The organism is Ureibacillus thermosphaericus (genome assembly GCF_002370195.2).
Taxonomy (GTDB): domain Bacteria; phylum Bacillota; class Bacilli; order Bacillales_A; family Planococcaceae; genus Ureibacillus; species Ureibacillus thermosphaericus.
In genome coordinates this window covers 603,038-629,381 of record NZ_AP018335.1, presented here as the reverse complement: position 1 = coordinate 629,381, position 26,344 = coordinate 603,038, and the positions used below count along the sequence as shown (strand labels likewise).

The 26,344-nt window shown below is 35.4% G+C and carries 27 protein-coding genes; 4 read left to right on the top strand and 23 right to left on the bottom strand.

Annotated elements, in window-relative coordinates; all coding sequences use genetic code 11:
• Nucleotides 1–615 precede the first annotated feature (615 nt).
• Nucleotides 616–1,017, top strand: coding sequence for a 23S rRNA (pseudouridine(1915)-N(3))-methyltransferase RlmH (locus tag UtA1_RS02975; RefSeq protein WP_096549991.1), 402 nt, complete (start codon nucleotides 616–618; stop codon nucleotides 1,015–1,017).
• A 273-nt stretch (nucleotides 1,018–1,290) separates the two neighbouring features.
• Here UtA1_RS02975 and tnpC read toward each other — a convergent pair whose 3' ends face one another.
• Genes tnpC through tnpA form a run of 3 tightly spaced genes read right to left on the bottom strand, consistent with a single transcriptional unit; the run spans nucleotide 1,291 to nucleotide 3,604 of the window.
• Entirely contained in the window at nucleotides 1,291–2,868 is a 1,578-nt protein-coding gene (gene tnpC / locus UtA1_RS02970) for an IS66 family transposase (protein WP_126434373.1), read from the bottom strand.
• A 59-nt stretch (nucleotides 2,869–2,927) separates the two neighbouring features.
• On the bottom strand, nucleotides 2,928–3,284 hold the full coding sequence (gene tnpB / locus UtA1_RS02965) for an IS66 family insertion sequence element accessory protein TnpB (protein WP_096549687.1): 357 nt from the start codon (nucleotides 3,282–3,284) through the stop codon (nucleotides 2,928–2,930).
• Nucleotides 3,281–3,604, bottom strand: a complete 324-nt coding sequence (gene tnpA / locus UtA1_RS02960) for an IS66 family insertion sequence element accessory protein TnpA (RefSeq protein ID WP_096549686.1) — start codon at nucleotides 3,602–3,604, stop codon at nucleotides 3,281–3,283. Before tnpA ends, tnpB begins: the two co-directional genes overlap by 4 nt.
• 127 nt (nucleotides 3,605–3,731) lie before the next feature.
• On the opposite strand from tnpA, the gene UtA1_RS02955 reads away from it, so the two are divergent.
• On the top strand, nucleotides 3,732–4,217 hold the full coding sequence (locus tag UtA1_RS02955) for a hypothetical protein (RefSeq protein ID WP_096549990.1): 486 nt from the start codon (nucleotides 3,732–3,734) through the stop codon (nucleotides 4,215–4,217).
• Nucleotides 4,218–4,334: 117 nt separating this feature from the next.
• Nucleotides 4,335–4,544 carry a hypothetical protein gene (locus UtA1_RS02950; RefSeq protein WP_126434395.1) on the top strand — a complete coding sequence of 70 codons (210 nt, stop codon included), beginning with the start codon at nucleotides 4,335–4,337 and terminating at the stop codon, nucleotides 4,542–4,544.
• Nucleotides 4,545–4,732: 188 nt separating this feature from the next.
• Here the strand turns inward: UtA1_RS02950 and rlmH are convergent, their stop codons facing one another.
• The 17 genes from rlmH to rpsF all read right to left on the bottom strand — a co-directional run bounded on the left by rlmH (nucleotide 4,733) and on the right by rpsF (nucleotide 23,086).
• The gene (gene rlmH, locus UtA1_RS02945) at nucleotides 4,733–5,218 is read right to left on the bottom strand and encodes a 23S rRNA (pseudouridine(1915)-N(3))-methyltransferase RlmH (protein WP_096549988.1); all 486 of its coding nucleotides are present in this window, start codon (nucleotides 5,216–5,218) and stop codon (nucleotides 4,733–4,735) included.
• 152 nt (nucleotides 5,219–5,370) lie between these two features.
• Entirely contained in the window at nucleotides 5,371–5,535 is a 165-nt protein-coding gene (locus UtA1_RS02940) for a CxxH/CxxC protein (protein ID WP_096549987.1), read from the bottom strand.
• Nucleotides 5,536–5,702: 167 nt separating this feature from the next.
• Nucleotides 5,703–6,965 (bottom strand): S1C family serine protease, encoded by a 1,263-nt coding sequence (locus tag UtA1_RS02935; protein ID WP_096549986.1) that lies wholly within the window; start codon nucleotides 6,963–6,965, stop codon nucleotides 5,703–5,705.
• A 196-nt stretch (nucleotides 6,966–7,161) separates the two neighbouring features.
• Nucleotides 7,162–7,950 (bottom strand): MBL fold metallo-hydrolase, encoded by a 789-nt coding sequence (locus UtA1_RS02930; protein ID WP_096552379.1) that lies wholly within the window; start codon nucleotides 7,948–7,950, stop codon nucleotides 7,162–7,164.
• A gap of 10 nt (nucleotides 7,951–7,960) precedes the next feature.
• Nucleotides 7,961–8,809: a two-component system regulatory protein YycI gene (locus UtA1_RS02925; RefSeq protein WP_096549985.1), complete on the bottom strand. Its 849-nt coding sequence runs from the start codon at nucleotides 8,807–8,809 to the stop codon at nucleotides 7,961–7,963.
• Entirely contained in the window at nucleotides 8,796–10,121 is a 1,326-nt protein-coding gene (locus tag UtA1_RS02920) for a YycH family regulatory protein (RefSeq protein ID WP_096549984.1), read from the bottom strand. The genes UtA1_RS02925 and UtA1_RS02920 overlap by 14 nt, the downstream gene beginning before the upstream one ends.
• Nucleotides 10,118–11,953 (bottom strand): cell wall metabolism sensor histidine kinase WalK, encoded by a 1,836-nt coding sequence (gene walK, locus UtA1_RS02915; RefSeq protein WP_016838906.1) that lies wholly within the window; start codon nucleotides 11,951–11,953, stop codon nucleotides 10,118–10,120. Before walK ends, UtA1_RS02920 begins: the two co-directional genes overlap by 4 nt.
• Nucleotides 11,954–11,958: 5 nt before the next feature.
• Nucleotides 11,959–12,672: a response regulator YycF gene (gene yycF / locus UtA1_RS02910; RefSeq protein ID WP_016838907.1), complete on the bottom strand. Its 714-nt coding sequence runs from the start codon at nucleotides 12,670–12,672 to the stop codon at nucleotides 11,959–11,961.
• Between the two features lie 293 nt (nucleotides 12,673–12,965).
• Complete coding sequence (locus UtA1_RS02905; RefSeq protein WP_096549983.1) at nucleotides 12,966–14,444, bottom strand: peptidoglycan DD-metalloendopeptidase family protein; 1,479 nt, start codon at nucleotides 14,442–14,444, stop codon at nucleotides 12,966–12,968.
• A gap of 798 nt (nucleotides 14,445–15,242) precedes the next feature.
• Nucleotides 15,243–16,529: an adenylosuccinate synthase gene (locus UtA1_RS02900; RefSeq protein WP_096549982.1), complete on the bottom strand. Its 1,287-nt coding sequence runs from the start codon at nucleotides 16,527–16,529 to the stop codon at nucleotides 15,243–15,245.
• A 169-nt stretch (nucleotides 16,530–16,698) separates the two neighbouring features.
• Nucleotides 16,699–18,054 (bottom strand): replicative DNA helicase, encoded by a 1,356-nt coding sequence (gene dnaB, locus UtA1_RS02895; RefSeq protein WP_096549981.1) that lies wholly within the window; start codon nucleotides 18,052–18,054, stop codon nucleotides 16,699–16,701.
• 13 nt (nucleotides 18,055–18,067) lie between these two features.
• Nucleotides 18,068–18,514 (bottom strand): 50S ribosomal protein L9, encoded by a 447-nt coding sequence (rplI, locus tag UtA1_RS02890; RefSeq protein WP_016838911.1) that lies wholly within the window; start codon nucleotides 18,512–18,514, stop codon nucleotides 18,068–18,070.
• The gene (locus tag UtA1_RS02885) at nucleotides 18,511–20,484 is read right to left on the bottom strand and encodes a DHH family phosphoesterase (protein WP_096549980.1); all 1,974 of its coding nucleotides are present in this window, start codon (nucleotides 20,482–20,484) and stop codon (nucleotides 18,511–18,513) included. Before UtA1_RS02885 ends, rplI begins: the two co-directional genes overlap by 4 nt.
• Nucleotides 20,485–20,496: 12 nt before the next feature.
• Complete coding sequence (locus UtA1_RS02880; RefSeq protein WP_096549979.1) at nucleotides 20,497–21,438, bottom strand: YybS family protein; 942 nt, start codon at nucleotides 21,436–21,438, stop codon at nucleotides 20,497–20,499.
• Nucleotides 21,439–21,956: 518 nt separating this feature from the next.
• Nucleotides 21,957–22,193 carry a 30S ribosomal protein S18 gene (gene rpsR / locus UtA1_RS02875; protein WP_016838914.1) on the bottom strand — a complete coding sequence of 79 codons (237 nt, stop codon included), beginning with the start codon at nucleotides 22,191–22,193 and terminating at the stop codon, nucleotides 21,957–21,959.
• 45 nt (nucleotides 22,194–22,238) lie between these two features.
• On the bottom strand, nucleotides 22,239–22,760 hold the full coding sequence (ssb, locus tag UtA1_RS02870; RefSeq protein ID WP_096549978.1) for a single-stranded DNA-binding protein: 522 nt from the start codon (nucleotides 22,758–22,760) through the stop codon (nucleotides 22,239–22,241).
• 38 nt (nucleotides 22,761–22,798) lie between these two features.
• Nucleotides 22,799–23,086 (bottom strand): 30S ribosomal protein S6, encoded by a 288-nt coding sequence (gene rpsF / locus UtA1_RS02865; protein ID WP_016838916.1) that lies wholly within the window; start codon nucleotides 23,084–23,086, stop codon nucleotides 22,799–22,801.
• Nucleotides 23,087–23,274: 188 nt separating this feature from the next.
• Between rpsF and UtA1_RS02860 the strand changes: the two genes are divergently transcribed.
• The gene (locus tag UtA1_RS02860) at nucleotides 23,275–23,820 is read left to right on the top strand and encodes a DUF3267 domain-containing protein (RefSeq protein WP_172597817.1); all 546 of its coding nucleotides are present in this window, start codon (nucleotides 23,275–23,277) and stop codon (nucleotides 23,818–23,820) included.
• A 74-nt stretch (nucleotides 23,821–23,894) separates the two neighbouring features.
• Here UtA1_RS02860 and ychF read toward each other — a convergent pair whose 3' ends face one another.
• The 3 genes from ychF to UtA1_RS02845 all read right to left on the bottom strand — a co-directional run bounded on the left by ychF (nucleotide 23,895) and on the right by UtA1_RS02845 (nucleotide 26,273).
• A complete protein-coding gene (gene ychF / locus UtA1_RS02855) occupies nucleotides 23,895–24,995 on the bottom strand; it encodes a redox-regulated ATPase YchF (RefSeq protein WP_096549976.1) in 1,101 nt (366 codons plus the stop codon).
• Nucleotides 24,996–25,155: 160 nt separating this feature from the next.
• On the bottom strand, nucleotides 25,156–25,353 hold the full coding sequence (locus tag UtA1_RS02850) for a DUF951 domain-containing protein (RefSeq protein WP_096549975.1): 198 nt from the start codon (nucleotides 25,351–25,353) through the stop codon (nucleotides 25,156–25,158).
• Nucleotides 25,353–26,273, bottom strand: coding sequence for a mechanosensitive ion channel family protein (locus UtA1_RS02845; RefSeq protein WP_096549974.1), 921 nt, complete (start codon nucleotides 26,271–26,273; stop codon nucleotides 25,353–25,355). The genes UtA1_RS02850 and UtA1_RS02845 overlap by 1 nt, the downstream gene beginning before the upstream one ends.
• Between the last annotated feature and the right edge of the window lie 71 nt (nucleotides 26,274–26,344).

Genomic DNA, 26,344 nt, shown 5'->3' with positions numbered 1-26,344 from the left:
ATCACCTCAAATTTTTTATTAAGCATTGTTAAAAGGAGTTAGGATTTTGAAGTTAGGATAAAATAATTCCTTATCTCCTAGAGTTTATTTTTTCTAGAAATGCGATGTTTCTAGCATGTTAATCAACCTTTTCCTTATTCATAGAGAAAAGGAAATACAAAATCCTAACTAACTAAGAACAACCTAATATTTTTCCTTTTAAAAATGCTCACTTCTAATAATTTAGGTCACGTGCATTATCTGAAAAAAAATATGTATCCGCACAGTATTAAAAAATATCTAAAAATGCATTTCTCTCTGCATTGGTTTTTATAAAAAATGTTTAATAACGTATTTTTATAAAACATATTAGAAAACAAATTTTTTATAGTAAATAAATGTATTAAGGATTTTTATGCGATGTTATAAACCAAAAATTTCCATTTATTTTATACTTAAAATAGGAAAATAATTGTAGAAGAATAAATTTTATTTTTAGCTTGTAACGAATTTGTAGAGCCTGTAAAGCGGCTTAAAAATACTATAGAATAATTTATAGGGGGAAAGAAATAAATAGGCTAAAAACGAAAATAAAGCGATTAAATTTCAAATAATTTACAATATGAGGTTTTAAAAATGAATATAAAAATTTTTATTGTTGCTAATAAGCTGGAAAAATTCATTCTTGAGGGATTAAAAGAGTATGAAAAGCGATTAAGTAGATACTGTAAAATTCAATTTCAGCTATTTAAAAATGAAGATCAGCTTTATAAAAGGATTCCCAATAAATCATATGTAATAAAGCTAACTACTGATGGTAATATATTATCTTCTGAAGAATTGTCCGAGAAAATTAATACGCTTGGAATAAGCGGAAAATCAGATATCATCATGCTCATCAACATTTCCCAAATACCCGTAGATGAAACCATTACAATCAGCCCTATGAATATGGATGTAGGTATTCAGACACTTTTACTATTCGAACAAATATATCGAGCTTATCGTATCATCCATAATGAACCCTATCACAAATAATGTTTAGGTAAGATATCAGACGCTTAAAGATAGAGTAGTTAAAGGCTTTCTATTTATGGTAAAAGTCTAGGTACTAATATGGTAAAATTTACATTATATTAAAACTACTTTAAAAGGAAGTGTTTGAAATTGCCATTTTCTTTTTCTGTCTCATTTGAAGATGGTCAAACTTTAGTAATCAGTGACATAATTCAATTTGAAGAAGAGCAAGTTGGATATATGTAAGCGTAAAATAGTCCACACCTACCTTTAGATGTGGACTATTGTTATGATTTATTTAGCTTTATTAGGAACACGACATTCTTCTGGAATTGTTGTGGACCAAGGAAGGAGTTGATCTAATTTTTCTTTGTCAGTCAGATTAATATTTGGAAGCTGTTCAAATAAATATTTAAGGTAATTGAATGGGTTTAATCCGTTTTCCTTCGCAGTCTCCACAATGCTATAAATGATTGCGCTGGATTTAGCTCCCTTTATGGTATTGCTAAACAGCCAGTTTTTCCTCCCGATTACAAACGGTTTAATGGATCGTTCTGCGCGGTTGTTATCAATTTCTAAACGACCATCCTCTAAAAAAGCTACTAAACGGTCCCATTGATTACGACAATATTTAATGGCTTGCCCAAGTGCACTTTTTGGCAACACTCTTGTGGCTTGTTCACGAAGCCATGCCAAAAAAGCCTCCAATACCGGTTGGCTGCGTTCTAAACGTTTCTTATAACGTTCTTCAGGACTAACGTCCTTTAGATCCCGTTCTATCGAGAAAAGTTGGTTACAGAATGCAAGACCTTCTTTGGCTTTAACGTGAGTAGTTTTAGCCGATTCAGGAAGAGCCTGCAAAGCTTCTGTGAATTTACGTCTGGCATGAGCCCAACAACCGACCAGACTGACATCGGGGATTCCGTTATAACCGGCATACCCGTCCACATGTAAATATCCACGGAAACCTTCCAAAAATCGTAAAGGATGTTTGGATGCACGGGTTCGCTGGTAGTCATACAATACAATTGGAGGCCCCATTCGTCCTGTCCGATAAAGCCACATAAATGATTTGGAAGTCGCTCGTCGGTCAGGTTCTGAAAGAACCTGTAAGGTGGTCTCATCCGCATGGAGGATATCCTGATTCAATAGATGGTTACGCATTCGGTCGTAAACAGGACTCAACCAGGTGTCGGCTCCATACAAAATCCAATTGGATAAGGTTTGCCTGGAAATGAATATGCCAAATCGCTCCAGATGTTTTTCCTGGCGATACAAAGGCATACTTTCAACGTATTTCTGCGTCATCGTATAAGCCATTGACGATGGAGATGCCAGACTTCCCGGAAAAACAGGAGCCGGCATTTTCGCCGTGACAATAGGCGTCTCGAGTTCATGGCGTTCACAATGACGGCAACTATAAACATATTGGACATGCTTTTTCACTTTTACTTGTGCTGGAATAACTTCTATTTCTCTGCGTACCTGCGTACTCATTTCGTGTAGCGGTCCAGCGCAACACGAACAAACCTGTTCCTCAGCTGGCAAACGGTATTCCACCGTTTCAGTAGGCAGGTTGTCTAGTTTTTCATCTCGACGATTTCGCTTCTTCTTGCGTGTATATGTAATGGTTTCAATCGTCGGCTCTTCTTCATCAGGATTTGCGGTAGCTTCAGCTTCATTGAAAAGAGACAGTTGGTCTGAATTGATCTTCTCACTGGAAGAACCAAAACGACGTTGTTGACTTAACCGAAATTGCTCCTCATACCATTTTAGCTTTGCTTCCAAAGCTTCCTTTTCTATTTCAAGCTTTTCGGTACGCGCTTTATAGTATTCAATTGTTTCTTGAGTTTTCATGTCCATGTTTTTCATAGTTCCAGTATACGCAAAAGAATCCGGCTTGACCAGTCGGATTCTCAAATTTTTTAATTTTAAAGAATGGTACGAGCTTTCACTGCGGGATGCGCTTGTTTTTGCTCAATAGATAATCCGTCCAATAACCAACGAAGTTGGCGTGGACTAATATTCATTGGTGTCCCATCCTGATCGGATGGCCAGTCGAATGTTCCTCGCTCTAATCTTCGATAATGGAGCCAAAACCCATTATTATCCCATTGTAGGATTTTAAGTTTATCCCTTTTCCGATTACAGAAAACGAATAAACAAGGGGAAAAAGGATCCAAATCGAAGCATTCTTTGACGATGACTGCGAGACCATCTATCGATTTCCGGAGATCTGTGCTTCCACGCGCAAGGTACACTCGTTCAAAATTTGCGTTGGATATCATCGTTTTTGGATCACACGCACTACATCAGAAAGTAGATTCAAATCGGTGCCCGGACGTACTTCGATGGACAGAGCACCGTAATGAATAAGCACAGATTCCTGACCCGTATGATGGGAGGAGATATCTTGGACATCCACCGTCAACCATTTTGTTTGATGCTCATTCGTAGAAATTTCTTCCTCTCTAAACTTTCGTATCCAGTAGTACATTTGATGCTTTTTTACATCGTTGATGCGAGACCACTCAGCAGCACTCAACCCACTTGTTTTCCAAGCATCGTACCTAGATTTCCATTCTATTCTTTTGTCAGCATCATTCATAGCATAACCTCCAGCATTTTTTCTAAGGAGATTATCTCACGGAACATTCACAACTAGAAGGTGCTGAGTATTTGACGCTTACGGATATATAAAAAATATTGCTTCAAAAACTACTCAGCAATTTTTAATGGATCAAAGATATGGAGAAGATATTTATATAACTGATGGACAAAAAAGGGTTGTAATTTCAGAAAAAAACTCAATAGTCGAACTTGGTACTTCTGAGTATTTATTAGACAATAAACTGGTACGAATAGGAAAACATTCCTTGAAAAGAATACTTCAACGTGTCGGCTCAGATTCTTTTGAAACCCTTATAACTATAATTGATAGAATAAAAATAATGAATCACGTACATAAAGCACAATGGAAAGGATATCCACAGTTATCATATACTTTAAAATTAGAAAATGACCCAAATAGATTTAAAATTTCAATAAGTTTTGAACCATCAGAAATTGAGAATCATACTTTAAAAGTAATAACTGTAAGTAATGTAAGATCTTCTGATTTTTCATCTATACCTAAAGAAAATATGGAACAAAGGATAAATGAAAATCCTATTCTAGTTGAAAAAATGGAAAAAATCAAAGAAAGACTAAAAAAATTATGATTTTCATTGAAATTCTTGAATATATCATTTATAGGGTTTAACATAACATTAATTAGGGTAATTATACATAAAGGAGGGCAAAATGTGATGAGTACAGCGTACAAGGAGGTACCAGAGATGGTACAGAAAGTACAAAAAAAGGATTTAGTGTGGAATATTAACGGTACAGAATATAAAGTCCTCAATGTCCCAACTTATAAAATGAATGCTGAAGAAGAAGAATATTATGACATGGAAGTCTCAATTAAACTTTCTATGATAAAAGATTTAATGTTCGCAAAAGAAATCCCTAATATTGTTGACTTTAATGAAATTGCAGATATATAAAGCTCTAAATATATGATAATCCCCCTAAGCGATTTTACTAGGGGGATTTTTTTATACTTAAGACAACATCTAGGTCAAATACTTATACAAAATCCACACTTTACACTGCTCTTTTTGCTCCCGTTATGTTGCCTCTTTCCATACATACAACAAAGGAAACAAAATCAACCAAATGTATGGGTGATATTTTAGGATAAAGTACGGTACGGTTCACCCTTCATTATCCGGAAACTTCGGTAGATTTGTTCTAATAATACAAGCCGCATGAGTTGATGGGGAAAAGTCATGCGGCCGAAGCTGATTTTTTCATTTGCCCGATTTAATACATCTTTATGTAAACCGAGGGAGCCGCCGATGACAAAGGCGATTTTGCTTGTACCATAGGTCATCAGTTTTTCCAAGCCTTCTGCAAATTCTTCGGATGTTTTCATTTTTCCTTCGATGGCAAGGGCGTACACATATGTACCATCTGGAATTTTAGATAAAATCCTTTCTCCTTCCTTCTTTTTCACCAACTCCATTTCCGCCTCGCTCAATTCTTCAGGCGCTTTCTCATCCGGCACTTCAATCAATTCGATTTTTGCGTAACCGGAAAGGCGCTTCACATACTCATCCATACCCATTTTTAAATATTTTTCTTTTAACTTTCCGACTGAAATAATTGAAATATTCATCTTCTCACCTTTAACTTGATTCACACCAATTGTTTAACAAATCATATAATTTAGAAATTCACAGCCAATCCACATCGGATTTTTATTTATAAACAAGTTATCCACAAAAGTTTTACACATATCCACAACCAAAATCTATATTTTGTGTAAAGTTATTTTCTTGATACAATATATTTCGCTTCGTTTTCACAGTAATCGCACTTTGTGGATAATTGTTGTTCCTCATCCACTTTCTCTAATATCGGATATTCTTTTGTTTCAGCAACCATCATGTCCAATGCATGATTTACGTGCGTTTCACAGCAAAATTTTTTCATTTCCAATCCCTCCTTCTTGATTCATTTTTCCACAAAGTTATTCACATTTTTCTTATTTTATCCACAAAACATTGTAACAAACAAAAAAAGAGTAGGAAATAACAGACTTTCTTTTCCCTACTCTTTTGTGGAAAAATCATGTTGATAACTGTCATTTATCCACAATATTATAACTGACTACCCTCAGTTAATTTTAATTGCAACTCCATCATTTTTCCTGCGCGATACACTTTCATCTTTAATGTGTCACCAATTTCCGTTTCGTTATATAAATGTTGACGTAAGTCGATGGAGTTTTCAATTTTTTGCCCATCCATTTCTACAATGACATCATATTGTTCTACACCTGCACGGTCAGCAGGAGAACCTGGCACCACTTCTGTCACCACAACACCCGTTGTGACTTCTTCAGGCAATTTTAATGTTTGTTTTTGATAGAATGCTGGTACGTCCGTTAAATCTAATAAACCAATTCCCATCGTCGGTCTTTTTACTTCACCATGTTGCTCAAGTTCTTCAATGATTGGAATGACTGTATTAATCGGGATTGAGAAACCTAATCCTTCCACCGTTGACTCTGCAATTTTCATTGAGTTAATTCCAACTAATTCACCAGCAATGTTCACTAATGCGCCCCCACTATTTCCCGGGTTGATGGCTGCATCTGTTTGCAATACTTCTGTTTCCCAGTCGACATAACCATCACCATTCAAATCGACAGGTACGGAACGCTCTTTTCCTGAAATGACTCCTGTTGTAACCGAACCGTAAAAGTCTAATCCTAGAGGGTTACCAATGGCAATGACTGTCTCTCCTTGTTTTAACACATCGGAATCGCCAAACTCTGCAACGGCTTCAACATTTTTGCTTGGAATGGAGACAACCGCTAAGTCTGTCCAAATATCGCTACCAATCAGTTCTGCATTTTCTTTCGTTCCATCAGCCAAAGTTACTTCTAATTGTTTGGCATTTTCGACAACGTGATAATTCGTGACAATATAGGCTTTATTTCCAACAACTTTATAGATCACCCCTGAACCGCTACCAGCTTCAGTCTCTCTAGATTGACGCGTCCAGAAGTCCGACACTTCTTGAATGTTTGTAATCCCTACGACCGCTTTCGATACTTTTTCCACTGCCTTTGTAACATCTGTTGTCACTTCTGTAGCCGTTTGCGTAATTGTTGGAGTGTGATGAGTTGTACTACTTGGCAATCGGTCTACCATAGAGGGAAGCAACAACCAAACTAATAATGCTCCTACAATGACTCCCACAAATCCGCTAAAAAAATAGCCTAAAACCCCTTGTCTTTTTTTATTTTGCTGTTTCTTATATTCCTCTTCTTCTCGTCTTAATTGTTCTTGTAAAGGAGAGTATGAAAAATCCTTATCCGATTCATTCCGATGTTCATCATTTTGATAAAAACTCATGACCCTTCTCCTTTCTTTCTTTCATCGTCATTTATGATACATTCCAAACATTAAAATTACATTAAAATGCAATAAAACCAAATTAAAAATTCATAATTCCAGTATGAACGTCGTATTCAATTTTTAACAATATTTGCATTTAATTTAATTAAAAAAGAACTCTGTATAACATACAAAGTTCTCATTAAATCTAATTTTACACCGTCACAAGTAATGTTGGTTCTTCTGCATCGGTATCATGTAAATGCAAAAATTCCCCTTCTTTAATGCCATAGGACTCTAATATTTGCTTTACTGTCATGCGAGCAAGTTCTTTCATGTTGTTTTCCTTGCTTAAATGAGATAAATAAACATGGGTAGGTTTTGCTTCAACCACTTCGCTGATGGCTACAGCAGCATCTTCATTGGATACATGTCCAACATCGCTTAATATGCGACGTTTAATAGACCAAGGATATTTCCCCATTTGAAGCATATTAATATCATGATTGCTTTCAAATACGAATGCATCTGCACCGCGTATAATTCCTTTCATTCGATCACTCACATACCCTGTGTCCGTGATGATTACTAATTTCCGTCCATTCTCATGAAATACGTAAAACATCGGATCAACCGCATCATGCGATACAGCAAAGGATTCAATATCTAAAGAACCAAAGGATTGTACCGACTCCATGTTAAACAAAAAGCGCTGCTCAAGTGGAATATTGCCAACATGCTCTTCCATCGCTCTCCAAGTTTTCTCGTTTGCATAAATCGGCAGCTTATATTTTCTTGCGACTACACCAAGGCCTTTAATATGGTCACCATGTTCATGTGTCACTAAAATCCCTGATAAATTTTTCATGTCGCGACCAATTTTTGCAAAGAGCTGCTCCATCTTTTTTCCGCTCAAGCCTACATCCACTAAAAAGGCATGTTCATCCGTTTCGACATAAATGGCATTGCCTGTACTGCCGCTAGCTAAAACACTAAATCGCATTTCGTACACCCTATTCTTCTTCTAATTCTCTTAACAGTTCTAATTCATCTGTTTCATCTTCATCAACTGTTAAATCTGACTGAACATCAATGATTTTACCTTCTACAGCATTCACGAAAAATTCTTCTTCTGCTCCATCTGCATCCTTAACGCTTACTTTCCAAGTAGGAACGAATACTTGCGTTTGCGTTAACTGAACAAGAGTTGAATACCCTAGTTTTATTTCTGTAATATGAGATCTTGGTTTCAATAAGTCCCTGGAATATAATATTTGAATAATTTGATATGGTGGGAGAAGGTTTTCTTCTTCTTCAAATTTTTCAAAATCATTCAGCATTGTTTGCTCATATCTCGTTACTTCTAAATCTTCATTCCAATAAATTGTAATGATACCATGAATGTTATAGTAAATTGTTTTATCTTCAAATTTTTGAAAGAAAATAGCTGTTCGTTCATCTTCATTAATTTTCCATACTACATATGATGAGCCATTGTATACGTTATTTCGAACAAACTCGTTAAATGATGATTTTTCTTTTACATTTCGAAGTTTCACTGGTTCATCTAGTGTAACGATGAGTTTATTGTTATTTTCGATTGTCATTTGTTGATAGTTTTTCAGTTGCAAATTTTCTGCGCTAAAATCCTTTACTTTTGCCGAAATATATGGAGCAGATTCTATATTTGGCAGTAGATTAAAGGTAATTTGATCGTCTTTTAACCTGGACTCAATCGTTTTTCCACCGGACACTTTCACTTGTTGAGCTTCAATATGGCGATTTAAATAGAGAGAGAAAAGGAAGACATCTAAAATTAAAAACACAATAATGAATATGGTTTTTGATCTACTCCAGTCCACTATTTCCCCCTCCTAGTACATCCGGTGTAATGCGAATCCAGCTTCCTTGACTGACTGCAAACCAACTCGGTTCTAATGTAAATAAAAGATTATTGTCATTTTGTTTTAAATAATATCCAAGAATGATATCATCCACTTCATTTAACTCAAGTTGCTTTCTCTTCTCAATGAATTCAATAACCTCAAGACCTGAAGATAGTTTTCTTTCAAATTTTTCAGAGTTTATATCTAAATCCAGTAAAAAATAAGGTCTCTTATAGCGGAATATTTGATTTTCTCCCCAAGTCGTAGTAATTCTTGTTGTCGTATCTGTACTTACAACAGGTAATCCTTGTTTATACAATTGGTATTCGATAATGTGCTTTTGCTCATTTACAGAGATCAAACGATAATCCCCAGTAAAGCCCCCATGTTCATTCACAAATTCAAAGCTATCTAAAAGTAAACGGGATGGAGGTAATTCAACGATACTTTCTGTAGACGGATTTACATAATTCAAATAACGATATTTTACATCTACTGTCATTAACGTCATACCGTCTGTATACTTTAAGGAATCTTGATTTTCAACATTTTTACGGACAATAGTTGAATCATAAAACAATATATCTCTAAATGTATCCGGATGAATTTCATCAATATAGTAAGTGTATTGAACTAATTTGACTTCTTCAGCTGGTACGTATAAAGACGGGGCATTTGGACGCTCTATTTCTTTATAAAAGGCCAATTCTTCCAATGCTTGTAAAACCGTTGACTGAAAATAATCTTCACTCATTTTTACTTCAGTACTATAAATATTGCGATGGGATTCACTTAAAAAATAAAGAGTTACCGCATTATTCGTGGTAACCTTGCTCCAATCAATTACAAGTCGATTGAAGCTGATTTCTGGCAAGTCATCTTGTGTTAATGGAACAATCGAGTGAAATACCTTGATTGGCACTTCTACAGAAAAAAACAATGTTATCCGATTGTTTGCTCGTAAAAAATCATTCATTTTATCATTCGAAAAATTACTTTGAACATAAGTAAGAGCCGAACCTTTCCAATTCACCATGATTTCCATCAAATCGTTAATTGCTCCAGAACCGATCGTACCTTTCCATTCATCTTGCTCTCTTACTAAAATGCGATAAGGTTTTATGATTTCCTGGAATTTTTTTTGTTTACCCACAACTAATTGATCAACTTGTGTTTCTTCAATCACTTGAAGATTTGGTGTATATGTCCAAATTGAAAAGGTTAGGACGATACTTAAAAGGACTAGGAAAAGAAGAATTATGGATTTGATATGTTCGATATACTTCATTCCCAATCACCAGCCCCATCTATTTCGTACGGTAACGTAAAGAAGATTGTCGTTCCTACACCTTCTTCACTTTCTGCCCAAATTGTACCATTGTGAGCTTTAATCATTTCCTTCGCAATGGCAAGACCTAAACCAGTTCCCCCCATGGCGCGAGAACGTGCTTTGTCTACGCGATAAAACCGATCAAAGATCTTTCCAAGATTCTCTTTTGGTATACCCATTCCATCGTCGGAAATCATTACTTTTAACATATTTCCTTGAACGGTAAAGCCAAATCGAATGTTGCCGCCATCAGGGGAATATTTTATTGCGTTAGAAATAATGTTATCGATTACTTGTGTCAATTTATCTGTATCAATTTCCACAAAATATGGTGTCTCCGGAATATAGCGAATGAATTTAACGTTTTGTGATTTTGACATTTCAAACCGATCAATAATTCGATGGAAGAAACTATTAAATTCAACAACTTCTTTATTCAATTTATAATCCCTGCTATCCATTTTGGATAAATTCAATAAATCATTCACAAGGCGAATCATTCGCTCTGTTTCCGTTTGTGCTACATTGAGAAAATGCGGAGCGATATTTTCATCTCTCCACGCACCATCTGCAAGAGCCTCTAAATAGCTTCTCATCGTTGTTAAAGGCGTCCGTAATTCGTGAGATACATTCGCTACGAATTCACGGCGTTCCATTTCAATTTTTTCTTGTTCCGTAATGTCGTGTAATACAGTGATTAAACCGTTGACAAATCCCGTTTCCTTTTGGATGACAGAAAAATTTGCACGCAAAATGAAAGGAGCTTCTTCTGTACTAAAATTCAAATTTAGCGGCTCTTTCATATGAATTAAATCTTCAAAGCTGTAGTTTTCTTCAATTCCTAGGACAGAAGCAATTGGTCGGTTTAACGTTTCTTCCCTTGTCACATTTAACAAACTTAATGCAGGATCGTTAATTAAGATGATTTTCCCTTTGCGATCTGTTGCAATAACACCGTCTGTCATATTTGCTAAAACTGATGCTAATTTTCTACGCTCTGCTTCTGTTGAAGATTGCGCTTCTTGCAATCGATTCGTTAAATGGTTAAAAGCAATTGCTAATTGACCAATTTCATCGTTACCGTACACTCTTACTTTTCTTGAAAAGTTTCCTCTTGACATTGCTTGAGCCTGCTTGCGCATATCCATAATAGGTCTAGTGATTGTTCGAGCTATAAGTATTCCTAATACGACTGTGATGACTAAGGAAATTGCTGTACCAACAGCAAAAATACGATTAATATCGTCCATTTGATCGTATACTTTTTCAATATTGGACTCTATATAAATTGCTCCGATTACTTCACTATTTGGACCAACCATACTTAAAATTGGCGTTGCAATGACCCAAACTCTCGTATTCGTTTCCGCATCAAGTGCAATTTCTTCTTGATACGTTTCAGAAGAAATTACTTTTTTTACAATATCATCATTCGAACGCTGTCCAATAATGGATTGATTTTCTGAGTCGGAAGTTGCTAATACTCTATTACGGTTATCAATAACCCGAATCTCATTGATATCACCTGTAGCAAACTCCCGTAATGCAATGACCAAACTTTGCTCTAAAGTCGGTGTAGTTTCATCTCGTTCTTTCATCAATTCTTCACGAATACTGTATTGAATCAAATCGATTCTTTGAAGAATGGAATCTTCGAAGTTGGATTTTAAACTATCTTCCAACTTATTAGAAAAGTAAATCCCAATGATTTGTAATGCAATAATAATAAGCAGCAGGTAAATTAATACGAGTTTTACATGGATTGAACGAAAAAAGCTAACTTTCTGCATTCATTCTACTCCTGTTCAGGATTTCGCAAATAATATCCGACCCCTCGGCGAGTAACAATCCAAGATGGGTGGCTTGGGTTATCTTCAATCTTTTCACGAAGACGACGAATGGTTACATCCACTGTTCGTACATCTCCGAAATAATCATATCCCCAAACGGTTTGCAATAAATGCTCCCGCGTCATCACTTGTCCAATATGTTTTGCTAAGTAATGTAGCAATTCAAATTCTCGATGAGTCAATTCTATCGTTTCCCCACGTTTTTGAACGATATAAGCATCTGGCTGAATAATTAAGGAACCAACCGTAATGTGATTCGATTCCTCTTTCGTTTCTTCAGATTGTGTAGAAGCTTTTAATCGTCTCATATTCGCTTTTACACGAGCAATTAATTCCCTTGTACTAAAAGGTTTCGTCACATAATCATCGGCACCCATTTCCAGACCCAATACTTTATCAATTTCGGAGCCTTTTGCTGTTAGCATAATAATAGGGAAATCATATTTTTTTCTAACTTCACGACAAACTTCCATACCATCTCTTTTAGGAAGCATGATATCAAGCAACATTAAATCCGGTTGTTGTTCTTCTATTATTTTCAACGCTTCTTCTCCATCGTAAGCGCAAATAACTTTATATCCTTCTTTTACTAAGTTAAATTGCAAAATATCTGCAATCGGCTTTTCATCATCAACTACTAAAATTGTTTTACCGTCCATGTTCATATTCCTCCTTAATATGAAATAAATCTATCTCAATGCATCTATTCTTCTATTGATGTATAGCTATAATTAAATCTATCACGGTTTTTGCTTTCATGCATTTCAAAACCATTATAACAAAAATCAAATGTCCTATTGTTGTTATTTTTGAGCATATACTATTAGGGAATTTTATGGTCATTATTTTCCGGGAAATATTTCGACAAATTTCTCATTGATGGAAATTTCCCAAGATGTAATAAAAAGAAAAGAGGTAATGACATGTAATGATGCCACTACCTCAATCGAAATTAATCTAATACTGCTAATGGATTAATCAGTGATCCATTATTGCTTACTTCAAAATGCAAGTGTATTCCTGTTGAATTTCCAGTCGTTCCCATTTTACCAATAACAGAACCTTGAGGCACTACTTGTCCAACGGAAACATATATTTCTGACAAATGGGCATATAGAGTAGTATATCCATTATTGTGATTGATGACTATTTTATTTCCGTAAGACCCATCCCATCCAGCAAAAGTTACAACGCCATTGTCACTTGCTTTAATGCTGTAATTCGATGGACGAGCAATATCAATTCCTCGATGGTAGCTGCCCCAACGAGACCCCATATGACTTGATATATATCCACCGCTTGTCGGCCAAATAAATTCACCCGTACCACGTGATGAAATTACCTTTGTTCCCACTTTTTCAATATGTTTCGTAGGTTCTACTAACACTTTTTCTTCGGTAATCGTTTTCTTCACGATATTCCCGTTTACTTCTGTAATTAAGTAAGATACTTCTTTTTCTCCTGGACTACCTTCTTGTATAATTTGTTTTTCCCCTTTATACATTGAAGCGTCTTCTTCAATTACTTTTTCATAATCAATTTTTTCTTTATTCACTTTTTCGTATATCACTTGTACGTTAATTAAAGGCTTTTCTACTGTAACGTTTATTTCTTTTCCAATTGGTAATAATGTATCAATCGTTATATCAGGATTAAGTTCCAATAACTCTTTCGTTGTTAAACCATGATTTTTAGCGATTTTTCCAAGGACATCGCCTTTTTTCACAACATATACTTGCTTTTCAATCAATCCAGTTTTAATATATTGTACCGCTTCATCAGGTGTAAGAATTTTGGCAGGGCTTACTTTTGTTTCTTCACCTGAAACATCTTCTGAAAGAAAAACATCGATGATTCTTGATTGATTTGCCTCTAATTTCGGCAATTGTTTATTTGAGCTTTTTGATTGTTCAAGCTCTTTTAGTTTTTCTTTCGGAACATATTGAAGCTTTAGTTTTTTAATAGTTTCTTCGTAGTCTTTTTTATTTTTTAAATAAAGGATTGGTTCTCCATCAACTTGTAAAGCAAATGCATCTGTTTGTGGTTCTAATTGTTTACTTAATGTTTTTAAAGTTTCTGAATCATTGGTTTTATAAGAAAATACTTGTTCTGGAACAATCGTTACTAAAGAATCTGCATCTATTTCATAATCCTTATATTGCAAACTTACTTCTTTTTCTTTATCTTCAATAATTTTTCTCACTTTGTTCTCATCTGAAACTGAACCGATATATTCGTCTTCTAAATAAACATGGTAAATTTTGTCGATAGATTCTATATTCCCTTCATTAGCAAAAGCTAAGTTAAAGGAAACAGTCAAAAGCAACACTGCAGCAAACAAAACTTTTTTTAGAATGCCATATTTATTATTTTGATTTAGAAGACTTAGATTATGACTACCGTCTCGACCAGTATTCCATTTCGTATTCATAAACAAGCCCCTTCCAAAATCGTCCGCAAATAGGATGCTTTTTCATACTCACACCTACTTACTGTATCATAATGTGTATTTTGAATGAACATTTTAAAATTTTTGTAATGAAAATGTATTATTTAAGCAATTTTTGTTACAAAATATATAATGATGGAGAATGATGAAAATTTTTATATATTATGATCAAATTTTGACGAATTTATTCATCATTCTCTTATTTTGTACAACTATAAAATAAGAAATGAATAGTTAATCTTATATGATAGTCTCACATACTCTACTGGAATTCTTATTGAAAGAGGAAGGCGCTTAGAGAAATATTAAAAAGTCACCATTTTCCTTTTGATGAAAAATGGTGACTTTTATTTTTCGCTTTCGCACAGAACAAACATAGTTAAAATATTAACTTCTTTGATTGAGGTTTTACTGATGAGATAGTATTATTTACTCCCATATATCATTCACTATGTTTGTTTGTTGCTGTCGCTTTGCTTTCGCACAGAACAATTGTAGTTAGAATATCGTTTCTAAATAAACTATGTTTTTATTGTTGAATATCCTTATTCCCAAACATCATTCACTACATTTGTTTGTTGCTGTCGCTTTGCTTTCGCACAGAACAAACATAGTTAAAATATTAACTTCTTTGATTGAGGTTTTACTGATGAGATAGTATTATTTACTCCCATATATCATTCACTATGTTTGTTTGTTGCTGTCGCTTCGCTTTCGCACAGAACAAATGTAGTTAGAATATCGTTTCTAAATAATCTATGTTTTTATTGTTGAATATCCTTATTCCCAAACATCATTTACTACATTTGTTTGTTCCCGGGCTGGGCCTACAGAGAATGTCATTAAAGGAATACCTGTTAATTCAACAATACGATTGACATAGTTTTGAGCATTTGTAGGCAGTTCATCGAAGGAACGTACACCTGTAATATCTTCAGTCCAACCAGGAAGTTCTTCATATACAGGTTCACATTCTTCTAATACATGTAAACTTGCAGGATACTCCGTAATAATTTGATCTTTATATTTATAAGCCGTACAGATTTTTACTGTTTCTAAGCCAGTTAATACATCGATTGAGTTTAAAGCTAAATCTGTAATACCAGAAACGCGACGAGAATGGCGTACCACTACTGCGTCAAACCAACCTACACGGCGGGGACGACCAGTCGTTGTACCGTATTCTCGACCTACTTCACGAATTTGATGGCCAACTTCATCAAACAATTCCGTTGGGAACGGACCGTCGCCTACACGAGAGGTATATGCTTTTGAAACGCCCACTACTCTCGTAACGTGAGAAGGACCAATTCCTGTACCTGTCGTCACACCACCAGCCACAGGGTTGGAAGATGTAACAAACGGATATGTTCCGTGGTCAACATCTAACATAACGCCTTGAGCACCTTCAAATAATACACGTCCGCCCTCATCTAAAATATCATTTAATACCTTTGAAGTATCTGTTACATATTGAGCAATTTCTTGACCGTAGCCATAATACTCTTCAAAGATATCCTCGAATTTTAAACCTTCTACTTCATAATATTTCTCAAATAAACGGTTTTTCTTTTCTAAGTTCTCGCGCAATTTTTGTTCAAATATTTCTCGATCTAGTAAATCTGCAATGCGGATTCCCATACGAGCAATTTTATCTTGGTAGCATGGGCCAATTCCCTTGCATGTTGTTCCGATTTTTTTGTCGCCACGAGCTTCTTCTTCTACTTTATCTTGATAAATGTGATATGGGAGAATGACATGAGCACGATTTGAAATACGTAAATTAGATGTATTAATGCCACGAGCTTGTAAACCTTTTAGCTCATTTACTAATGATTTTGGGTTAATTACCATACCATTCCCCATCACAGATGTTTTCTCTTTATAGAAAATCCCAGATGGAATCAAATGTAATTTGTATGTTTCTTCACCAATTTTAATTGTATGTCCAGCATTGTCACCGCCTGAAAAACGAGCGATCACATCCGCTTTTTTAGAAAGGAAATCCGTAATTTTCCCTTTTCCTTCGTCTCCCCATTGAGTTCCAACAACAACAACTGAAGTCATTTCTGCACCTCCGCGCACTATGCGTCCTTTATCAAACAGATTAATTGTACAGTGAAATAGAGCATTCGTCAATGCATCAAACAAAAAAACACGAACAAATAAATATTTTTTATGTACAATTGTTCGTGTTCTTCAAAGTTTATTTTATTATGTTACTTTTCTCTTCGTGTTATGCATGCATTGGTTCTTGTCGTTGAGACCAATCAATATTCAAAAATTTATTAAACTCTTTTTTAAACGCAAGGGTCACAGTTCCCGTTGGACCGTTCCGTTGCTTTGCAATAATAATTTCAATCATGTTTTTGTTCTCTGTTTCTTTATCATAATAATCGTCACGATATAGGAAAGCTACGATATCCGCATCTTGCTCAATACTTCCAGATTCACGAATATCACTCATCATCGGACGCTTATCTTGACGTTGCTCTACCCCGCGGGATAGCTGAGATAAGGCAATAACCGGCACGTGTAATTCACGAGCTAATGCTTTTAATGAGCGAGATATTTCAGAAACTTCTTGTTGACGGTTCTCCCCGCGTCTGCCGCTTCCTTGGATTAATTGTAGGTAGTCAATTAAAATCATCCCTAATCCCTTTTCTTGGGCAAGTCGACGGCACTTCGCTCGAATTTCATTAACGCGCAAGCCCGGCGTATCATCAATATAAATCCCCGCATTCGAAAGGGTACCCATTGCGATTGTTAACTTGCTCCAATCTTCAGCAGTAAGCGCCCCTGTTCTTAAAACTTGAGCGTCAATATTTCCTTCTGCACAGAGCATACGCATGACTAATTGTTCAGCACCCATTTCGAGCGAGAAGATCGCAACATTTTCCCGAGCTTTGACCGCGACATTTTGCGCAATGTTTAACGCAAAAGCTGTTTTCCCTACAGATGGACGGGCGGCTACAATGATTAAATCATTTCGTTGAAAACCCGCTGTCATGCGGTCTAAATCCGTAAAGCCCGTCGGAATTCCGGTAACGTCTCCTTTTCGATTTTGAAGTTGCTCAATATTATCGTAAGTTTGAACAAGAACGTCTTTAACATGTTTGAAGTCGCCAGCGTTTTTTCGATTGGCTACTTCCATCATCTTTCTTTCAGCTTCGGATAATAATTCCTCTACTTCATCTTCCCGTATATAGCTATCTTCAACGATTTTTGTTGCCGTGCGTATTAATCTTCTTAAAATGGACTTTTCTTCTACTATTTTTGCATAGTAACTAACATTAGCTGCTGTAGGTACGGCATTTGCTAATTCCATCAAGTAGGATAGACCGCCTACATCTTCGAGTTCTTTTCTTACAGATAACTCTTCTGTAACAGTAACAACATCAATCGCATTCCCTTTGTCACTTAAATCAAGCATCGTTTGGAATATTTTTTGATGGGCAATGCGATAAAAATCTTCCGGAACTAAAATTTCCGATGCAGTAATTAATGCTTGAGGATCAAGAAATATCGCACCAAGAACTGATTGCTCAGCTTCATGGTTATGCGGTGGAACGCGATCGATTAGATCACTCATTTTATTTCGCTCCTTATTCTTCCTTTACATGGACTTTTAAAGTCGCTTTTACTTCCGGATGTAATTTCACTGGAACATTTGTGACACCTAATGAACGAATACCTTCATTGCATTCCATTTTTCTTTTATCCACTTTAATTCCATAATTTTTTTGTAAGCTTTCTGAAATTTGTTTTGTTGATACAGAACCGAATAGACGTCCGCCTTCTCCTGCTTTTGCTTTAATTTCTAACGTAATATTTTCTAATTTTTCTTTTAACTCTTTTGCAGCTTGAAGTTCCTGTGCTGCAAGTTTCGCTTCATGTTTCTTTTGTCCTTCAAGACGACTTAATGCTTCTTTTGTAGCTTCTACAGCTAAACCTTTTTTAATTAAGAAATTTTGTGCATAACCATCAGCTACATTTTTCACTTCGCCTTTTTTCCCTTGACCTTTTACATCTTTTAAAAATACAACTTTCATTCTTCCATGCTCCCTTCTAACGTTTCAATAATAGCATTTTGTAATAATTCTAAAGCTTCTTCTATTGTATCGACTTCAAGTTGGCAAGCCGCATTTGTTAAGTGGCCACCGCCTCCCAGTTTCTCCATTATCAATTGTACATTGATTTCTCCTAATGAACGGGCACTGATACCCATTAAGCCATCTTGTCTGCGGGCGATGACAAAAGAAGCATTTACGTCTTTCATTGAAAGCAAAATATCTGCCGTTTGGGCAATTAAAACAGAATCGTACTCTTTTTCTTCTTCTGCATGCGCAACCGCAATTCCTGGATAGGTAAATCGAACATTTTGTATGATTTTTGAACGCTCAATATACGTATGAATATCTTCTTTTAATAAACGTTGCACAAGCACCGTATCCGCCCCGTACGTTCTTAAATAGGATGCTGCTTCAAAGGTTCTAGCACCTGTTCTTAGCGTAAAGCTTTTTGTATCTACAATGATTCCAGCGAGCAAAGCTGTTGCTTCAAGTTTCGAAAGTTTTTCATTATCGGGCTGATATTCTAAAAGTTCCGTTACGAGCTCTGAAGTCGAGGAAGCGTACGGTTCCATATAAACAAGTGTTGAATTGTTAATAAACTCTTCCCCTCGTCGATGATGATCAATTACAACAATTTTCTCGAAACGTTTTAACAATGTTTCATCTACTACGAGGCTCGGGCGATGGGTATCCACAACGACTAATAATGATTTTTCAGACATGATGCTTAAAGCTTCTTCTGATGAAATAAAATATTCCTTTAAATCGGATTGTTGTTTAATTTCATCTATTAGTCGCTCAACACTGCCGTTTAATTCATCAAAATCTAATACGATGTAGCTATCCACTTTATTCATATGAGCCATTTTCCGAACACCAATCCCTGCTCCAATTGAATCCATATCGGGATTTTTATGCCCCATAATAAAAACGAGATCGCTATCTTGAATTAAATCTTTTAAAGCATGGGAAATCACGCGTGCTCGGACTCTCGTACGTTTTTCGACTGGATTTGTTTTTCCACCATAAAATTTAATTTTTCCATTCGATTGTTTAATAGCCACCTGGTCTCCGCCGCGCCCTAATACTAAATCTAAGCTTGATTGAGCTAATTCACCTAGTTCAATTAAGGATGGCGAACCAGTACCTATTCCGATACTCAATGTAAGTGATAAATTTTTCTTAGCCGTCTTTTCTCGAATATCGTCTAGAATCGAGAATTTCTTCTTTTCCAATTCATTTAAAGTTGATTCATTTAATATCGCTAAAAATCGATCCGTATCAATTCTTTTAATATAAATGTCATATTCCTCTGCCCAATCGTTGATGATGGATGTAACGGTTGAATTCGTCATGCTTTTTGTTTGGTCATCCATCCCTTGCGTAATATCATCATAATTATCGATGAAAAGAATAGCAATGACTGTTCGATCATCATAATATTGCTTTTCAATTTTTACTTGTTCAGTTACATCGAGAAAATATAATAGTTTTTCTTCTTGTTTATAAATGACTTTAAATTTCCTATCTCGAATGGTTACGATGCTATCAGTTTTTTCATCAGATTTTCTTATTTTTTGTAATTCATCCGATAAAAGGAACAAATCCTGACCTGTTAAAGTTGGGATATCCAAAAGCCTCGTCATGTAGGGATTAGCCCATTCAATTTCATATTTATCATTGATTAATACAATACCAATCGGCATTTCTAAAAGAACTTCCTGCCCAACTTTTTTCATTCGAAACGCTAAAGATTCTATATATTTTTCTATTGCAAAATAAGCAATTCTTTCTGTTTTCCAATCATAAAATATAATCAATGCAACAAGTAACGCGAAAGCTGCTCCAACCCATATATTCAATAAAAACAATCCAACAATACCCACTAATCCGAAAACCGCCAAATGTAAAAGCGGGTAAAGTATCCTCCGCTTCCTGTAAGTATCCATGAGATCAGCCCCTTACTTTCGAATCTTTCCTGTCACAAATGAGCGAATATCGAAACCTAAATCTAAAATTCCTAAGAGCATCACAAAGTTATACAAAGGAATTGCAAAAATTGTCGCTAATCCCTTTAAAAATTTAGGCGCTCGATAAGCATCCAACACAAAGTGCAGGAAAGAAATTCCTTGAATTGTTAACAACACCCATAAGACTAATGAAAAATTAAATGTGATTACATATAGTGATGTTCCTAATTCAGGGCGTACAAACAATTGAATCGTTAAGACGATTAAATAAATCCATAAAATGGTACGAGGTAAGCGTAAATCTTTAAAAGCTTGAAATTTTGGAACAGTAATACCTAATCGTTTTAGGATTGGCAGATTTACTGTAATTAAAAGAAACGATAGGAAGAATGCAGCTAATGTAACGGTTGCAGGAATGGCTATCTCTATATGTTGAAACATTAGATTGAACGCTTCTTCAGTCATTGGCTGTTCGCCAGTTAAACTTTCAGCGAATTCAAAAGAAGCCATATAACTTTCCCGCATCAGTTGGAAAGATTCCTTAATAAAATCTGTTTCAAACAGTTTAATAGAAATTAAATATTGAATTGCAAAAGTAATTAACACTGAAATACCAGTTGCCATGAATAAGTAAGCTTTACTTTTATTCGTGCGCAGTGCATCTCCCATCACGACACCGCATACCGCAAAAATCATGGAAAATGGTAAAATTAACAATCCCCCGAAGAAAAAGGTGATAATACACCCAATAACTCCTAAAATAATGGAAGATGATCGGTCATACTTTGCGCTAAACCAAGCAATAGGTAATGGGGCAAATAATGTCGCCACTAAGCTGATTATTGGTACATAATATGCAATTGCAATGAGAATAGCAAATATTGCAATCATCATTGCGCCATGTGTAAGCCTTTGTGTTTGATTGTTCGGCATGAGAAACCTTCCTTTATTACAATTCAATAATTCTTTACATTCGTATATTGTACCATTTTTTATAAAGTAGGACAAAAATACGATAAAGCAAAACGATAAAAGAATGTCGGAAGAAAAAACATAATCATCTAACCTAAAAGATTAGATGATTATGTTTGATGTGATGAATTTTTACTTTTATTAAAAGTTAAAAAATAAATAAATTCACCGCAAAACTAGTAGTAAAGTCTTCCTGAATGGTTTTTATCGTGCATAAATTCATTGTTGGCAACAAGTAGAATTACTTTGTTCAGCTTCATCGTTATCAAGCTTTTTTAACGCCTTAATCTTGTTGAGATTCTTTATATAATTTGATGGCTTATTTCCCATGCAATGATGTTTTGCTGTACATTTTGTTTACTATTTCAAATTAGGGAAGAATGTCGCTGATTCTCTCTTTCCAGAGTACATTTAATTATTGCTGAAGTAAAAAAGCAACAAAGGCTAAATTTTGCCTTTGCTGCTTTTTATAACATTCATTATTTATCTTCCGCTACGAATGGAAGAAGTGCCATAATACGAGCGCGTTTGATTGCTGTAGTTAATTTGCGTTGATATTTTGCACTTGTTCCAGTTACGCGACGTGGAAGAATTTTTCCGCGTTCAGAAATGAATTTTTTTAGTAAATCTACATCTTTGTAGTCGATGTGTGTAATGTTATTTGAAGTAAAGTAGCAAACTTTGCGACGTTTGCGACCTCCGCGACGTTGTGCCATCGATTTTCCCCCCTTTTTTTATTATTTCTCCGTTATCCGAATACCTTAGAACGGTAAATCGTCTTCTGAAACTTCAATTGGACCTTTGCTTGATGCAAATGGGTCTTCATCTACACGTGTATAATTCGGCTGATTTTGAGGAGGTTGACTTGGGAATGGTACACCAAATGGATCTTGCGTGCCACCGTATGGAGGTTGACTTGCACCGTACGAAGGTTGTCCCCCATATGGCCGTTGCCCCTGTGCACTTCTTGGTTCTAAAAATTGCACGGAATCTGCTACGACTTCTGTCATGTAAACACGTTTGCCATCTTGACCCTCGAAACTACTAGTTTGGATGCGTCCATCAATACCGACGAGACTTCCTTTTCTCATGTAATTTGCGAGGTTTTCAGCTTGTTTTCTCCATGCTACACAGCTAATGAAATCCGCTTCTCTTTCACCTTGTTGATTCGTAAACGTTCGATTTACAGCAACTGTAAATCGAGTTACCGGTACTCCATTTGGCGTGTATCGTAGTTCAGGGTCTTTTGTTAGCCTACCTACTAATACGACACGATTGATCAATTTGACAACCTCCTCTTCAGCATTAATGTTCAATAAGATTATTCTTCTTCACGAACAGCGATATGACGAATAATGTCTTCGTTAATGTTTGCTAAACGATTGTATTCATCGATTGCTTTAGCTGGAGCATTAACTTTCACGATGTGGTAAATACCTTCGCGATAGTCTTTGATTTCATAAGCAAGACGGCGTTTGCCCCATTCTTTTGACTCGATGATTTCCGCACCATTTGAAGAAAGAATGTCATCAAAGCGTTGAACTAAAGCTTTTTTCTCTTCTTCTTCAATGTTTGGACGAATAATATACATTAATTCATATTTTCTCATCGCTTTTTGCACCTCCTTATGGACTTTGGCTCTCCTTTATTTCAAGGGAGCAAGGAGTAAATTTCTATTACTCACATCTTTGAATTGTAACATATACTTTTAACAATCGCAACTAGCATTCAATGAGGAGTATAAGATTTTCTAAAATCTGTTATTTCGATATAATGGGAAAAAGGGGGTGAATAATTTTGTTGGAAGAGAAAGATCCACTGATTATTGAATTAGATATGAAAAAAATTGCAAAGTTGAATTTTTGGATGACCCTTCTTTTGTGCATTCTTTTTTTAGCATTCAATACAATCATCCATCGACAGTTTCATTTTGAAATGGCCATTACGCTATGGAATTTTCTATTATTTATTGTAGGCTATTGTGCACTGATTATTTTGCATGAATTGTTTCATTTAATTGGGTTTATGATTTTTGGAAAAGTGAAGTGGAGTCAGCTGAATTATGGTATAAATGTGAAGCTAGGAGTTGCTTATGCAACAACGTCAAAACCGTTACCAAATCATGCAATGAAAAAAGCGCTAATGCTTCCCTTTTGGACAACAGGGGTCCTGCCAACAATAATTGGATTTGTTTTCGATAATCAATTAATGGTTTTATTAGGTGCTTTTTTAATTGCAGGGGCTGTCGGGGATTTTTATATGTATAAAGAACTCCGCAAATTTCCTAATCATGCGCTTGTAAAAGATGACCCCCAATTACCAAAATTGTATGTATATCAATAAAAAGAAAAAGTGGAATTTACGTAAATATATTTAAAACATCTTGGCGTAAATTCCACACTTTTTATTATGCCTGATTATACATTGAATCGGAATAGCATAATGTCGCCGTCTTGTACGACATAGTCTTTACCTTCTAAACGAACTTTCCCTTGTTCTTTTGCTTGTTGCATAGAGCCAGCCGCTAATAAATCTTCAAAGGAAACTGTTTCAGCTCGAATGAAGCCTCTTTCAAAGTCAGAGTGAATAATACCTGCACATTCTGGAGCTTTCATCCCTTTTTTGAATGTCCAAGCCCGCACTTCTTTTTCTCCTGCAGTAAAGTAAGTAGCAAGGCCAAGCAAATCATATGCAGCTCGAATTAGTTGGTCCAATCCGGACTCTTTAATGCCCAATTCTTCAAGGAACATTTTCTTTTCCTCATCATCAAGCTGCGCAATTTCTTCTTCAATTTTTGCACATACCGTAATCACCTTTGAGCCTTCTTTTTCTGCATATGCACGAACTTGTTTTACATACTCATTTTCATCTGCATTTGCCACTTCATCTTCCGAAACGTTTGCAACATAAAGCATTGGCTTTAATGTTAATAAATTTAATCCTTTGATTACTTTTTTCTCATCTTCCGTTAATTCAACAGAACGAGCAGGCTTTTCATTTTCAAGAGCTTCTTTAATTTTGATTAAAATTGGCTCTTCAATCATTGCATCTTTATCTTTTTGCTTTGCTATTTTGCTTACTCTTTGAAGACGTTTATCTACTGATTCTAAATCAGCTAAAATTAACTCTAAATTGATGACCTCAATATCTGCTATTGGATCAACTTTACCTGCAACGTGTGTAATATTTTCATCATCAAAGCAACGAACCACTTGGCAAATCGCATCGACTTCTCGAATATGAGAGAGGAACTTATTCCCTAAACCTTCTCCTTTTGACGCGCCTTTTACGATTCCAGCGATATCCGTGAATTCAAATGATGTTGGAACTTTCTTTTGAGGTTTTACAAGCTCTGTTAATTTGTCTAATCGAGAATCTGGAACGTCTACAACGCCTACGTTTGGATCAATCGTTGCAAATGGATAATTAGCAGCAAGGGCACCTGCTTTTGTAATTGCATTAAATAGTGTCGACTTTCCTACGTTTGGAAGACCTACAATTCCAGCTGTTAGTGACATTGACTCACTACCTTTCTTATGTGAAACATAACTATTAGTTTTTGCACTAGTGTTAATTATATGGATTTCCACATAAAAAGTCTATTTTCCATTTATTTTTGTATGAACAACAAAAAATCCCCACATTCATACAAAGTACTGTGTGGGGATTACATAACAATTATTCTTCCGCTTCTTGTATAACTTTTTTCATTTTTTTCGTAAACTCCCTACGAGGTAGCAAGACACTATGTCCACATCCTTGACACTTAATTCGAATATCAGCGCCCATTCGAATAATTTTCCAAGCATTCGTACCACATGGATGTTGCTTTTTCATTTCCACAATGTCATTCAATTTAAATGTTTTTGTCTCCATCAATTCTCATCTCCCCTAGACATTACTTTACTAGAATCATATATCATCATTTTTGGATAAGCCATTGGTATATCATTTTTCTCTAAAATCTTTTTGACATCCCTTCGAATGATTCTTGCAATTCCATAATGCTGTTGAGGTTTTGTTTCTGCAACAATTCGAATTGTTATTTCAGTACCAGTAACATTTTGAACTCCAACAAACTTAGGTACATCGACAAGCTCCTCATATTGTTTCGGTAATGTTTTTAAATATTCCGTCATTAAATTTTCAATTTTTTCAATATCCGCTTCAATTCCAACTTGCATATCTATGACTGCTTTTGAGTTATTTAGTGAAAAGTTTACTACTTCGGTAATTTGCCCATTCGGAACAATATATACTTCTCCAGTTGTCCCAACAATTTTGGTCGTTCTTAATCCTATTTCAGTTACTGTACCTTCTGCTGCACTTGATGTATTAATTCGAACATAATCTCCAACACCAAACTGATCTTCGAAAATGATGAAAAAACCCGTAATGACGTCTTTTACTAAATTTTGTGCACCAAAACCAATTGCAAGGCCTGCAATACCTGCTCCAGCAAGTAACCCTGCAACATTAATATTTAAGGAAGATAGTGCTCCAATTATCGCCGAAAAGTATACGACGTATGATAATACACTTTGCGACAATTTTAATAGTGTTTGTTGCCTTCTTTCTGAATATTTTAACGGAGATTGCATTCTTAGTTTAAAGATACGAGCAATAATTCGCTTCCCAATAAATACAATAAGATAAGAAAGTAAGAAAATTGCAATGATTTTAATGGAAGCTCCAACAATAAAATTCCAAAGATCCTCCCTTGAAAAATACTCCCATATCTTCTCCGATATATTGATAATCTCTTTCGTTTCTTTTTCCACAACATGAATCGCCATTTTTCCACCTCTAGTATAGAAAAGTAAACAAATGGATATAATTCTAAAAAATAATTATAGACATTCTATTC